Source organism: Leucothrix pacifica, assembly GCF_003172875.1.
Lineage (GTDB): Bacteria > Pseudomonadota > Gammaproteobacteria > Thiotrichales > Thiotrichaceae > Leucothrix > Leucothrix pacifica.
Genome location: NZ_QGKM01000043.1, coordinates 61,252 through 73,770, shown reverse-complemented (window position 1 = coordinate 73,770; position 12,519 = coordinate 61,252). Strand labels below are relative to the sequence as shown.

The window sequence follows — 12,519 nt, the reverse complement described above, 5'->3', positions numbered from 1 at the left end:
CAATACCTAAAAAACCATCTGCCACATCAGCAATCGTGTGGCAGATGGTTATTCAGAAAGTGTTGACCAATCAGTTCAGAGTAACTATGGACACACTACCCATTGGGTCCACTGAGTAATCTGAGTTTGGCTCACCTTCATCAGCAGTAATAATGGTTTTGCCATCTGGTGTAAACGTCACCATATCCGGTAAAGCTCCTACTGTTACCTTATCCAGAAACTCAAATGTTTTCGCATCAAAAATTGCAACGACACCATCATCAGTCTTTGCAGTCCCTTCGATTGCAGTGGCCAATACGCCGTTGGATACCGCCACCGAATTAACACCACCACCGTATGCACTGATATCTATGCTACTAACCGGCGCACTCAAAGTAGCGGGCTCACTAAAGTCGATCACATCAACACGAGGGTCATCCAAGTCTTCGCCGTTGTTCACGACAAATAATTGCTGATTCAAACGGTCATAAGCACTGATCTCAGCAGCACCTTCACCGCCATCCAACACTAAACGACTTAGCTGACTAAACGATCCTGACGCATTAGCTTCGTAAACAGTAATACTACCACTCACTTCATTAGACACGACTAGCAGAGCACGCGCGGTGGCACTGTCAGCAGCACTAATGAATAAAATGCCTTCAGGCCCGATGTCTTCGGCATCTGACACCAATTGTAAGAATTCGATGTTATCCATGTCCGTCAGGTCATAGATAGCGACAGCATTTGCACGCTCAAGCCCGATAAAAGCTAAGCGTTTTTCACCGACCATACCGATGGCAACATTCTCTGGCTCAGTACCTTTTGCATCGCTACGACCATCAGGATAAAGACCAGCGCTATTAGTCTGGATCGCTAAATCAGCACCACTGTCATAAACCAGCTCACCACTATCGCCATTCCAGATACTAAATGAGCGTGCACCGTAGGTATGAAGTTCACTAAAATTGCTGCTGGCCGTTGCAGTATCCAGATTCATAGTTACTTTCAGGCGTCCTAGTTGCGTCTCATCTTGTAAGGTTGCGGCATCAGGAAATGCAGTAGCATCCAGTGTCAGGTCTTCTACCCGACTTTCCTCTTCAAAGCCATCATACTCTCGACCATCGCCCTCATTAGCAGACACGATATAAGTCACACCGTCTTCTTCAAAACTGGCAATACCATCTGGCTGGTACATACCTTTGAGGTTTGCGAAGGTACGAAGAACCACCGCGTCATCATCTTCATCACTGGCGTCCAGCTCATTACCAGCAACACCATGATCTTTAAATCCCAAGCCATAAATATCGGTGATGGTTTTATTCACCAGATCCACTTTTGCAATGCCGTTGTTTTCCTGAAGAGAAACCCAGGCCATGCTTCCATCAGCAGATACAGTCACATACTCTGGCTCCAGATCAGCCGCTAATGTTGCGTCCCCACCTGTTGTCATATCAGGGCCAAATACACGCAAACCGCTAGCTTCCAATGCCGCTTCATTGGCATTGAATGATGAGAAATCCAGCGTTGTGACAGAGGCGATGGATACTGGCGTCACCTTCTTTGGTTCATCATCATCGTCGTCAAAAATATTACAACCCACTAACAAAGACGACAGGATTAGCGGAGAAACGAACAAACACTTTTTATTCAGGCCCATAACAATCACTTTCGGTTAATAAAAATTCCAAGTGACACTACAGGACCAATATGACAATTGAATTAAAGCGCCCGAGAAATCGCAAAATTCACAAATCGCTCAATCAAACTCCGACTCTCTGGCGTTTCACCACACTCACTAATCAAGGTCTCGACATTCTGATCAGTCGCACCAATAGCCGCTTGCGATAGCCCGATGTATTGACGTGTAATCGACTGCGTAAATTCAGGATGAAATTGCACACCCCACATCACTTTTCCAAGGCGTATCGCTTCATGAGATTCATGATGATTTGACGCTAATAAAGTCGCAACTTCAGGCAATTCAATGACTGACTGAGAATGACCAACATTGCCGGAAAAGGTCCGAGGTAGTTGGCTAAAAATCGGGTCATACTGTGCCTCGTCAGTCAATGCAATAGCTACGGTGCCTGCCTGAATACCTTGTTTGTGATACGCAACACTGCCGCCCATGGCTTTGCTGATCAGCTGATGCCCATAACAAATGCCAAACACCGGTATCTCCACCTGAAACATCTGACGAATAAACGGCAACAGATGCTCGCTCCAAGGTTCTTTCTCAGTAACCATTGAATGCGATCCGGTAATAATAACCCCGATATAATCCGATAACACAGGAAGATCAGACGCTTCCCGCGCATCGTAAACAACAATTTCCGGGCCACTCTCCGGCACACACGCAGCAATCATCGACTCAAAATCACCATGGACAGACTTGATCTCCGGATAGGTATCTCCGGTTTTAATTAACAGGATGGGCAGCATGGTTTTTTACTCTGATGTATTCTTATTAGGCAGCTGAGATGTGCCAGTTCAGTAACACCTGACATGGCTTAGTATCAGACACGAGGCAAGCATATTCGCTTATATTCGATGCATGCAATTGATATAAGCAGTTTAGGCTTTTGGCAGTAACACCGGACCTGCCCCGCCAATAAAATCATCAACAAAGGCATCACTGGGTGTTTCCGAATAGGTATCTCTCAATACATTTTTCTGAACTTTACCCATTGTGTTTCGCGGTAATTCATCGACAAAGAACACCTGCTTTGGCTGCTTGAATTTGGCAATGTCAGCCGCTAGTGCCGCTTTTATCTCAGCCTCAGTCAGTGTTGCATCTGACTCGGGAACGATAACCGCCGTCACCGCTTCACCAAAATCAGCATGTGGCAAACCAATCACCGCCGACTCAACCACGCCCTCCAAATCATCAATCAACAGCTCGATTTCTTTGGGATAAACGTTGTAGCCACCGGTAATAATTAAATCTTTGGAACGACCGATAATCGACACATAACCGCGCTCATCGATCATGCCGAGGTCACCGGTAATAAAGAAGCCATTTTCGCGCAGCTCCTCCTTGGTTTTCTCCGGCATATTCCAGTAGCCTTTGAATACATTCGGGCCACGCACTTCGATAGAGCCTACTTCACCGTTTGGCAACTCCTCACCGCTGGCTGGATCAGTGATTTTCACTTCAACACCGGGCAATGGATAGCCCACGGTTCCGGGACGACGGTCACCGCCATAAGGATTGGAGGTGTTCATATTGGTTTCGGTCATGCCGTAGCGTTCCAGAATCGCAGTGCCGGTTTGCTCCTGCCATTTGACATGCGTCTCGGCTAATAAAGGCGCGGAACCTGACACAAATAAGCGCATATTTTTAACGCTATCACGGGAAAGGCCCTCATGACTCAGCAGGCGCACATAGAAGGTTGGAACACCCATTAGCACGGTGGCCTCGGGCAGTGCATCAATAATCTTGTCCGCATTAAACGCTGGCATAAAGATCAGCGATGAGCCTGCTGCTAATGTGGTGTTAATCGCGACGAATAAACCGTGTGTGTGGAAAATTGGCAAGACATGAATCAGCACATCATTCTGAGTAAATGACCAATAATCTTTTAAGGTGGAAGCATTACTCCAGAGGTTTTTATGCGTTAGCATCGCCCCTTTGGAACGTCCGGTAGTACCGGAGGTATACAGGAATGCAGCCAAGTCATCTTCACCACGAGCAACCGCTTCAAAGTCTGCAATATCCATCGTTTGTGCTGCCGCAGTCAGCGACCCCGAGCCATCGCCATCTAAGGTCTCAACCGCCAATACACCCAAGTCTTTCGCAATCGGTTCCAACTCCGCTAGAGTCTCTGAGCCACACACAAATACAACTGGTGACGCATCTTCAACAAAATAACTGACTTCTGCTGCGGTATAAGCGGTGTTCAGAGGCAAAAACACACCACCGGCTAATACCGTCGCCACGTATAACTGCAACACTTCAACCGACTTATCAACCTGCACCGCAACGCGATCATTGGGTTTTACGCCTTTCCTTATCAGTACTTTTGCCAGTGCCTCAGCGCCCCCAAAGAAAGCCTGATAAGACACTTTGCTGCCATCCGGCTTTTTGGCAAACCGACGCTCACTCTGCCCAACAGATGAGGCTCGTAGATGGTTGGCTAAGTAATTTTGATCGTACATAGTCTATTTCCTTAAATAGAATGGGACTGCCGACTTACTTCAGCAGACCTTGCAGCGCCGATAAAGCAATTACCTCATCACCGTTCACATAAGCTTCGTGGTTTTTCTCGATATCTCGCACCACATACTGATAATTCACCATGCAAACCCAAGCATTGTCCAGGCCGTTGTCTGAGATATCTGCCTGCGTATGAATATTTTCAAGTCGTGCGCCGTTGCCAAGATGAAAGCGTGACACCGGATCAGATGCTTCACCGCGTGGTGAACGTGTCGATAATAGTAAATACCTATATAACTTAGGGGGGCTTGAGGTCAACACCAGCGGATATGGTAGTGTGGCACTTTAGATGTCACTATTTTTGCTATTGCGACATAATAGTGACACGGCAGTTAATAAATAGTGACAGATATGACAACGGTAAACGAGTTATTACAAAGCATCCAAGAGGCGGAAAACTCGATTTCGCTAGGGCAGATTCTGGAGATTTACCCCGACCTAAACCGCCGCACCGCACAGCGCTGGCTCAGGCAACTCATTGACGGTAATAAGATTATCGCTGAAGGAAGTGGCCCCGCCAGAGCTTACCGGCCACTTACTGAAGGTGCTGGGAGTGATCGCGACATATACCCCAACTATATTCCATTGTCGGCTGACAGTCGCGACATTCTTGACTATATCGACCAACCCTTAGAGGCGTGTCACCCTGTTGGCTATGACATTACCTTCTTGCAGGACTACCAGCCTAATGAAAGCTTCTACTTATCAGAAACATTGCGTCGTTAGTTATACAAAATGGGCGACACCCAACAAATCAAACCTCATCCACCTCCGGATTACTCAACACACCAATCCGCATTACTTCGCCATTAAGACGGGCCTGAATGCGTAGACCATCTGAGCACTTCGGGCGAATGATTGGTGCGTTATGAGCAATAAGAGAGGTTGCGCCACGATAGAAAAATTCAGGATATGTCGGTGGCTCAACACCGCCCTCTTTTACATGTGCCGCGTAATTACGGCCGATACGGCTCGACCTTCGCGTGAAAAAGACACTAATCTCATGATGACCCCACTCTCATTATTTATAAACAATGAAGTCATCGAAAATAATCGATGTTATTGCTTAAATATAATAATATCGATATTTTAAGTTAGAAAAGCGAAGGTATAGTTATTGCTTCTTCAGGAAATCAGATAAGAGCTTGCCGGTTTTACGATAGTGGTGAATTAGCTCGTCCACCGCTTTGTCTTCATCGCCTTTTAACACATAGTCGAGAATCGCACTGTGCTCATCGCCAACCTTACGCTCGGCGGTAACATAAATGCCGGAGACATTGCGATAGCGGATGTTCTGGTCGTAAAGCTGGTCGCAGATTTTGAGCAGTATCGAGGAGCCACACGCCGATAACAGACTCATGTGAAACGCCTTGTGGTTTTCTTCCCACTCTGAGTTAAGCGTACCATCCTCTAATGTGCGAGGTGGCCGCTTGAGGCGGTGGTGAGCCAATAATACGCGCTCCTCCCACTCTGTATCATTTGTTCTTATAGACTCGCGCAGGGCAAGCTCCTCGAGCCAGCAGCGGGTCTTTAATAGCTCATCAAAAGCTTCGGAATTAATGTGAGAAACTCTGAAACCACGTTGATCGATTCGCTCGATTAACTGCTCTGCGGTGAGAAGACTTAGCGCCTCACGCAGTGGACTAGCACCTACACCCAACGTATTGCGCAAACTCTCGATTTTTAGCTTTTCACCAGGCTTTAGGTCGCCACGGATGATCATCGAGTAGATGGTCCGAAAGGCTTGAGTGGTCAGTGATGACCCAGTCTCGGAGACGATTGTTTCAGGCATAAGGGCGTTATTCTCTAGTCGTAAGATAATTCGGGGCTCAAAATACCACTTAGGTCTTTTTATTTCTAAATTTTCTAATGCTTATAATGTTTAACATACTACAATATCGATATTTTTCCCAAATTAATACAAATATCTATTTTAGTCTCTAATGCGTAACATCAGTTATTAATCTTATTGAGCAGCCACCTGAATCGGTTTTCCGTGTCGGACAATCGGCCCATAGTTTGAGCACCCTTTCCACCAGCAACGATTCAATTTAGAAAAATGCATCAGCGCTCGATATTTTGGCGCTTCATGCGCTGGCTGCGTTATGTATTCTTTAATACCCCAGCTACCAAACCATGAGTGTTGTCGAGGCGCTGAAAATGCGATGAATAGTTTTCCACCGGCTTGTTTCCAGCCACGCAAGAACTGAAAGTACAGCTGAGCCATTCGAGGGTCACGGTTCGCCTCTATCAAATATGGGTTTGGACCTTCGGTCATGGTATGAGTCTTGTAAGCCACTAAATGCTGTCCACCTTCGTAAGCCACTAGGTCAACACCATAACGTTCAGCTAGCTCGGCTTGGTTCTTCACCGAACTCAGAACGTTTTTGATGGAGTATGGATTGTTAGGGTCTTCAAGTATTTTAAAAACAGCGTCCACACTTCTTAAGCGTTTCGTATCAGGCTGTGACGCGTAAAAATAAGGCGCGATTGCCAAGGCATCCGTGTGCAGATAAGCCTCTTGGTGATTCAGCATCATTTTGGTCAAACGTAGATTACCTGTCATTCCGCCCATTACCCGGACCAGACGATCTGTACTGCCATAGATCTTCTCCCAAATCTTGAAGATCTCAACACTGCGTTTCGAGTAATACTTATAACCCGCATAGTCTCGGTTAGGGTCTAGTCTCATCGCCTGACCCTTATCTTTCATATAATGCGCCTGCGGGAAAATACCATTCCACGCTTCGTTGGTGTACTCAACGTAAGCTTTAAGGCCCGGCTTCAGGTTCTCGTGAACGTATTGGGCGTATTTATGAATAAAGTAGTTATCTGCTTTGTGAGGCAAAGTAAACCATGCATCGCTTTTCAATACATTGGCCAACTCAACCATGATCTCTAATGGCACACCACGCACACCCTCGACACCCGCCCAAGTAGCGTCCTCAGGCTTTGCACGTTCATTCCATGAACTCATCAGGTTCCGTGTGATGCCTGACATATTCATAAATCGCAGCACCTTAAAGTCTTTCATAAAGGTCAGGTAGTCAGGGTTAAACGTTAGCTCTTTATGATACTTAGCAAATGACAGGTATTGCTTACCACCGCATTCATTCGCGTTATTCACGCGCTTAAATACATTTCGGTGACATACGCCACCTGGCATCAGGATTTTAATATTGCGTAGGTAGTTACTCGGATTACTCTTCACAATGCTGATGGTTGCGCTAATGTCGCCTTTTTTGGTAGGTACCAAACGAATAATGTCTTTGCCTTTGGAGCGACTAACTAATTTTGCACTGACACCATATTGCAGAACGCCCTCACCATCGTAGAGAACCGTATAGTCACCAGTAGGCAACGCCTTTACAGGAATGTGGCTGGCGAAGCGTGTCCCCGCTATTCCATTATTCAACGCTTTTGGCCAGCCATTAGCATCATAGGTAATTTTCCCCTTAGTTAACCAAGGTCGGGCCTCTTCAAACGGTAAGGACAACTTGAAAAGGTCAACAAATGGAATACTGGTTCCAAGATCCATCGCTTCATTGGTATTGATACCGATAGAAGCTGTTTTGTTGGCAGCAGACACGGTAGTTACACTGGATGTGACACACAGGAGTAAGGTAATAATGAATTTTTTATACATGTGATACTAGTCCCCGAACTAGCTTTAACTGTGGCGCATCCTAAGATCAAGTCTTGTTAATCCGGGTTTGCTTTAGTGCTCCGAACACACGCACAGTCAGTTTTTTATTAGCGTTATTATTTTTGTTTTATAGCCATTAACTATCAGTTATGTGGCTGTTTTTATTACTCTTCTGAACTTTTATTTTTATTCATTTCGTTAGAAGTTGAATAGTATTCTCCGTTTTCCCGATGAACGGCATGTTAATTATTTTTGCCAATATCGGGGTATTTAAAATGGTTTTCCCGATCTGGAAAGCAGCGGTTCAGTTTAGGAAAAAGATCTTAGAATTCGACGCCCCTCTTGCATTCCTCGTCTACAGATAACGAAAACACAAATCAATGGAATAGAGAATATTTATCCGACAGTTGAATAACTATCGGACAGGTGGACAAACCATATGTGATGGCAATTATTTCTAAGCCGGAATGCTTAGGGGGGTGAGGTGGCTACAAAAACAACCCGGCTTTAACACACTGGTCCACCAACTCAGTCACCGATGTCATCCCCATTTTTTCCAGCACTCGTGCTCTGTGGTGATCAACGGTACGTGGGCTGATTTCCAAATGACGACCAATATCTTTACTCGACGTACTGGACGGATTTAACACAATAAACTGCGCCACTTCTTTCTCGCGATTGGTCAAGCGGTCAAAGTTATTCTGCAGTTGCCTGTAGCTTTGTTGCAATTGCTGTACTTCCAACAAGGTACCAAACGCCGTTTCAATGCAATTAACCAAGGTTTTCTGGCGAAATGGTTTCTCCAAAAAGTCGACCGCACCCTCTTTAATCGCCCGAACAGACTCAGGTATGCCGCCGTGCCCTGTAATAAAAATAATCGGTAAATCGATAGCCTGCTGCTTCATATGTTGCTGCAATTCCAAGCCATTCATATCCGGCATACCATAATCCAAAATGACGCAACCCAACTTATTTTTATCGTACTCATCAAGAAATTGACGCGCAGAAGAAAATGTCTCAACCAGATACCCACGTATACCCAGGGCACGGGACAGTGACGAGCGAATATCGTCATCGTCGTCTATCACAAATACCGTCAAATTCTGCTCATCAGGCATTATCATTCTCCAACTGCTTCATAGATAAAACAGGTAACGTAAAACAGAACTTCGTACTATGTTCCGTCTCCGGCTCGCACCATAATTTTCCACCATTCGCCTCAATAATAGAACGACTGAAAGCCAAGCCCAAGCCCATTCCATCCTGCTTACTGGTTTCAAACTGCGTGAATAGGTCGATATCCGGATCAACACCACATCCGGTATCCTCTACCGCGACTTTTATCATACCGTTATTTGCTTCCGCTCTAACCTCTATGCGCTTCGTTGGTAGCTCCGCAACGACAATCGCCTCTATGGCGTTTCTCAGCAGATTCACAATGACCTGCGCAACCTGCACGCGACTACCTATAGCATTTGGCAATGCCTGAGCTTTGAACAAAATATTAATCCCTCGCACACTGGCTTCGGGGTGGACTAAACATAAGGTCTGTTCGATTAACTCGTTGAGATCATACGCACCGCTATCCCCCTTTTCTTTGCGAATGAAACCACGCAATGCACGAATAATGTCCGCACCACGATGTGCCTGCTCTTCCATCTCCTCCAGAATTTCAATCAGTTCAGGATCGGGGTTGGCACTTTGTGAAACGGTCAGAAGTGCTGCATCTGCGTTTTGCGTAATCGCCGTCAGCGGCTGGTTCAACTCATGCGCCAAACCAGTTGCCATTTGCCCCATCATATTAATGCGCGAGAAGTGCGATAACTCACGACTAAGCTCATTGATTTTCTCTTCTGAGAGTTTGAGTGAGGTTACATCATCGATAGTGGCAACGGTGTGCAGCGGCTTACCATCCTCATCACGAATCAAAATCGCATTCACCCGCAACCAGGCAATAGTGCCATCTTTGCGTAGGTATCGACGCTCCTGATTGTACTCAACGTTTTTATGTACCGCGTACTGGAATGATATGTAAGTGTCCGTATCATCCGGGTGCAAGATATCGGAGAACTTCATACCCTGCATTTCTTTGGCAGTAAAGCCCAAAATATCATTGAAATGTGCATTGGTGCGAATGAAGCGCCCGGTATTTGGGGAAATTTGCGCCATCCCACGTGATGCTAAGTCGAAAGTCACGCCGTACTCACGCTCGAACGCTTTGCGCTGCACTACTTCATTTAAAAGTGTCTGGCTGGCTTGCTTTAATTCGCGATAAGTCTCCGGAATATCGTCAGAGGTAGACACCTCACCGCTGGATAACAATACCGCCAATGACGCAAAATCACGTACCGGCCGATTGATTCGGTCAGCCACTTTCAGTCCAATCAATCCCGTAATCAGGGCAATAAATACCGCAATCCAGATATTACGAATTCGATTGGCTTTTATGCCACCAATAAAGTCCTCAGTCGGTGCGTAAATGGCAATAGCCCAAGGTAGTTCTTGGTTATAAGCGGGTATCACGGTGGAAACATAACCATAACCATCATGCTCAAACTCTGACTGCGCCTCCTGCCCAAGCGAGGCAATGCCGGACTGAGCCAGCTCACCAAAAGCAGCCTGCACGATCTCATCATTGATATCTGTGATATTGACAAACTCAAGGGTGTCTTCTTTGTTCTTTACCTTGATCAATTCAGAATTAGGGTGCGCAATGACATTACCCTGTCTGGTAAGGATCATCGCCACGCCGTTTTGACCAATTTTAAGCTGGGCTAAGAAGTCAGACAGCGCTTCGATTTCAATGTCTACACCAAATACGCCACTGACCGTGCCATCACCTTCCATGACAGGTACTGCAGCGGTGATGCCGGGCTTTTGCGATGAGAAGAAGATGTAAGGGTCTGTCCAGATGAAGTCTTTGCTTTCTTTAGCGCTGCGATACCAGGGACGCGTTCTTGGGTCGAAGACGTCTAGTGGGTCAACCTCACGCTCCACTACGTTGTAATCAGGGTCTCGCCAAACAAATGAGGCCTCCTGTCCCGTTGCAAAAGTACGCACCACTTTTGTCCGGTACTCGGCGACATCATCGCTGCGCATCACATACACGAAATTGCCCGACTCATCACCGTAGAACATGCCGGAAAACTGTGAGGTCGTTTTCAATTGCTGGAAAAGGAGTTTTTCTAAACTATCAGCGTTTTCACGATCAACGATATCTGTTTCAGTCAGTCGCTTTGCCAGCTCAGCAGCGCTTCTGGCAGGCTCAAGAAAGTCTTTGGAATGATCGATGACATTATGACCCGTATCGCTTAATAGTGAGCGAGTGTGATCGATCAATACGTTCTCAGAAGAGACATAAGAGATGAGTACAACTGATATGACGGCAATCAACTGAAGTCCGGTCAGGTAGATTGCCAGTATGACACCCAAAGAAAGCTTCATTCAGTGATCTCAATAAAAACAATAGCGCATCATTATCAATTATCCGCTTAATTACAATCATGGTAAATACGCGTCATTACCTAAGTGCAAACGCGCATAGTAATTAGTAATAGTGGATGTAATTATGATAAAAGGTATAGGCGCAATAACCTTACTAACATTTAACTAAAGGTGGAGATAACAATGCTAAAGATTCTTTCAGCTTCATTGCTAACACTTGCTGTTGCAGCACCCGCTGCTGTACATGCAGAAGAATTTATTACTATCGGTACTGGTGGTGTAACTGGTGTTTACTACCCTACAGGTGGTGCAATTTGCCGCTTAGTCAACAAGGGCCGTAAGGAACACGGTATCCGCTGTTCTGTTGAGTCAACAGGTGGATCAGTCTACAACATCAACACAATCCGCGAAGGCGAGCTAGAGTTCGGTGTGGCACAGTCTGACTGGCAGTATCACGCATACAACGGTACTTCTAAGTTTAAAGATGCAGGTAAGTTTGAAAAGCTGCGCTCTGTATTCTCTGTTCACCCAGAGCCGTTCACAGTCGTTGCACGTGCGGATGCAGGCATCAAAAACTTTGATGACCTGAAAGGTAAGCGAGTCAACATCGGTAACCCTGGTTCAGGCCAGCGTGGAACTATGGAAGTACTGCTTGAAGCTAAAGGCATGACAACAGATGACTTTAAACTAGCGACAGAGTTAAAGCCTGCTGAGCAGTCTGCTGCGCTATGTGATAACCAAATCGACGCAATGGTTTACACGGTTGGTCATCCATCAGGTTCTATTCAGGAAGCAACGACTGCTTGTGATTCTGTACTAGTGACAGTTGACGGCGATGCGGTCACTAAGCTGGTTGATGATAACCCGTTCTACCGTACAGCGACTATTCCGGGCAAAATGTACCGTGGTAGTGATGAAGACACACAGACATTTGGTGTTGGTGCAACCTTCGTAACGTCTGCTGACGTTTCTGAAGAAGCGGTATACACAGTTGTTAAGTCGGTCATGGAAAACATCGACGCATTTAAAAAGCTACACCCGGCATTTGCTAACCTGGAGCCAAAGAACATGGCGACAGCTAGTCTTTCTGCACCGCTACACGCAGGTGCTGCTAAGTACTACAAAGAAGCTGGTTTGATCGAGTAAAGAAACATCCCCTACGAGATTAAGGGGCGCTATCGGTGCCCCTTAATTTTTTCTCATTTAATAATTTGAAAGGTCATATTGGTTA

11 protein-coding genes are annotated in these 12,519 nt (G+C 46.0%); 2 read left to right on the top strand and 9 right to left on the bottom strand.

Translation table 11 applies throughout. The features are described from left to right. Window positions 1-70: 70 nt before the first annotated feature. From DKW60_RS14575 to DKW60_RS14560, 4 genes are all read right to left on the bottom strand, one after another. A complete protein-coding gene (locus DKW60_RS14575) occupies window positions 71-1,639 on the bottom strand; it encodes a choice-of-anchor I family protein (RefSeq protein WP_109838394.1) in 1,569 nt (522 codons plus the stop codon). A gap of 62 nt (window positions 1,640-1,701) precedes the next feature. Next, on the bottom strand, window positions 1,702-2,424 hold the full coding sequence (locus tag DKW60_RS14570) for a glutamine amidotransferase (RefSeq protein WP_109838393.1): 723 nt from the start codon (window positions 2,422-2,424) through the stop codon (window positions 1,702-1,704). A 132-nt stretch (window positions 2,425-2,556) separates the two neighbouring features. After that, a complete protein-coding gene (locus tag DKW60_RS14565; RefSeq protein ID WP_109838392.1) occupies window positions 2,557-4,140 on the bottom strand; it encodes a malonate--CoA ligase in 1,584 nt (527 codons plus the stop codon). Between the two features lie 34 nt (window positions 4,141-4,174). Continuing rightward, window positions 4,175-4,459: a malonyl-CoA decarboxylase domain-containing protein gene (locus DKW60_RS14560; protein WP_181389715.1), complete on the bottom strand. Its 285-nt coding sequence runs from the start codon at window positions 4,457-4,459 to the stop codon at window positions 4,175-4,177. 90 nt (window positions 4,460-4,549) lie between these two features. Here DKW60_RS14560 and DKW60_RS14555 point away from each other — a divergent pair, with 90 nt between their 5' ends. After that, a complete protein-coding gene (locus DKW60_RS14555; RefSeq protein ID WP_109838390.1) occupies window positions 4,550-4,924 on the top strand; it encodes a hypothetical protein in 375 nt (124 codons plus the stop codon). A 28-nt stretch (window positions 4,925-4,952) separates the two neighbouring features. Here the strand turns inward: DKW60_RS14555 and DKW60_RS24695 are convergent, their stop codons facing one another. The 5 genes from DKW60_RS24695 to DKW60_RS14530 all read right to left on the bottom strand — a co-directional run bounded on the left by DKW60_RS24695 (window position 4,953) and on the right by DKW60_RS14530 (window position 11,288). After that, the gene (locus DKW60_RS24695) at window positions 4,953-5,165 is read right to left on the bottom strand and encodes a fumarylacetoacetate hydrolase family protein (protein WP_425451349.1); all 213 of its coding nucleotides are present in this window, start codon (window positions 5,163-5,165) and stop codon (window positions 4,953-4,955) included. Window positions 5,166-5,312: 147 nt separating this feature from the next. Beyond that, window positions 5,313-5,990 carry a GntR family transcriptional regulator gene (locus tag DKW60_RS14545; protein ID WP_109838389.1) on the bottom strand — a complete coding sequence of 226 codons (678 nt, stop codon included), beginning with the start codon at window positions 5,988-5,990 and terminating at the stop codon, window positions 5,313-5,315. Between the two features lie 174 nt (window positions 5,991-6,164). Further along, window positions 6,165-7,844, bottom strand: coding sequence for a hypothetical protein (locus DKW60_RS14540; protein ID WP_181389714.1), 1,680 nt, complete (start codon window positions 7,842-7,844; stop codon window positions 6,165-6,167). Window positions 7,845-8,332: 488 nt separating this feature from the next. Beyond that, a complete protein-coding gene (locus tag DKW60_RS14535; protein WP_109838388.1) occupies window positions 8,333-8,962 on the bottom strand; it encodes a response regulator transcription factor in 630 nt (209 codons plus the stop codon). Further along, the gene (locus DKW60_RS14530; protein WP_109838387.1) at window positions 8,955-11,288 is read right to left on the bottom strand and encodes a cache domain-containing protein; all 2,334 of its coding nucleotides are present in this window, start codon (window positions 11,286-11,288) and stop codon (window positions 8,955-8,957) included. Before DKW60_RS14530 ends, DKW60_RS14535 begins: the two co-directional genes overlap by 8 nt. Window positions 11,289-11,471: 183 nt before the next feature. On the opposite strand from DKW60_RS14530, the gene DKW60_RS14525 reads away from it, so the two are divergent. Next, a complete protein-coding gene (locus DKW60_RS14525; protein ID WP_109838386.1) occupies window positions 11,472-12,434 on the top strand; it encodes a TAXI family TRAP transporter solute-binding subunit in 963 nt (320 codons plus the stop codon). The last annotated feature ends 85 nt before the right edge of the window (window positions 12,435-12,519 follow it).

What these genes read in the sequence shown, in the direction of transcription:
- DKW60_RS14575 (WP_109838394.1), bottom strand. Translation starts at nt 1,639, where the DNA reads ATGGGCCTGAATAAAAAGTGTTTGTTCGTTTCTCCGCTAATCCTGTCG.
- DKW60_RS14570 (WP_109838393.1), bottom strand. Translation starts at nt 2,424, where the DNA reads ATGCTGCCCATCCTGTTAATTAAAACCGGAGATACCTATCCGGAGATC.
- DKW60_RS14565 (WP_109838392.1), bottom strand. Translation starts at nt 4,140, where the DNA reads ATGTACGATCAAAATTACTTAGCCAACCATCTACGAGCCTCATCTGTT.
- DKW60_RS14555 (WP_109838390.1), top strand. Translation starts at nt 4,550, where the DNA reads ATGACAACGGTAAACGAGTTATTACAAAGCATCCAAGAGGCGGAAAAC.
- DKW60_RS14545 (WP_109838389.1), bottom strand. Translation starts at nt 5,990, where the DNA reads ATGCCTGAAACAATCGTCTCCGAGACTGGGTCATCACTGACCACTCAA.
- DKW60_RS14540 (WP_181389714.1), bottom strand. Translation starts at nt 7,844, where the DNA reads ATGTATAAAAAATTCATTATTACCTTACTCCTGTGTGTCACATCCAGT.
- DKW60_RS14535 (WP_109838388.1), bottom strand. Translation starts at nt 8,962, where the DNA reads ATGCCTGATGAGCAGAATTTGACGGTATTTGTGATAGACGACGATGAC.
- DKW60_RS14530 (WP_109838387.1), bottom strand. Translation starts at nt 11,288, where the DNA reads ATGAAGCTTTCTTTGGGTGTCATACTGGCAATCTACCTGACCGGACTT.
- DKW60_RS14525 (WP_109838386.1), top strand. Translation starts at nt 11,472, where the DNA reads ATGCTAAAGATTCTTTCAGCTTCATTGCTAACACTTGCTGTTGCAGCA.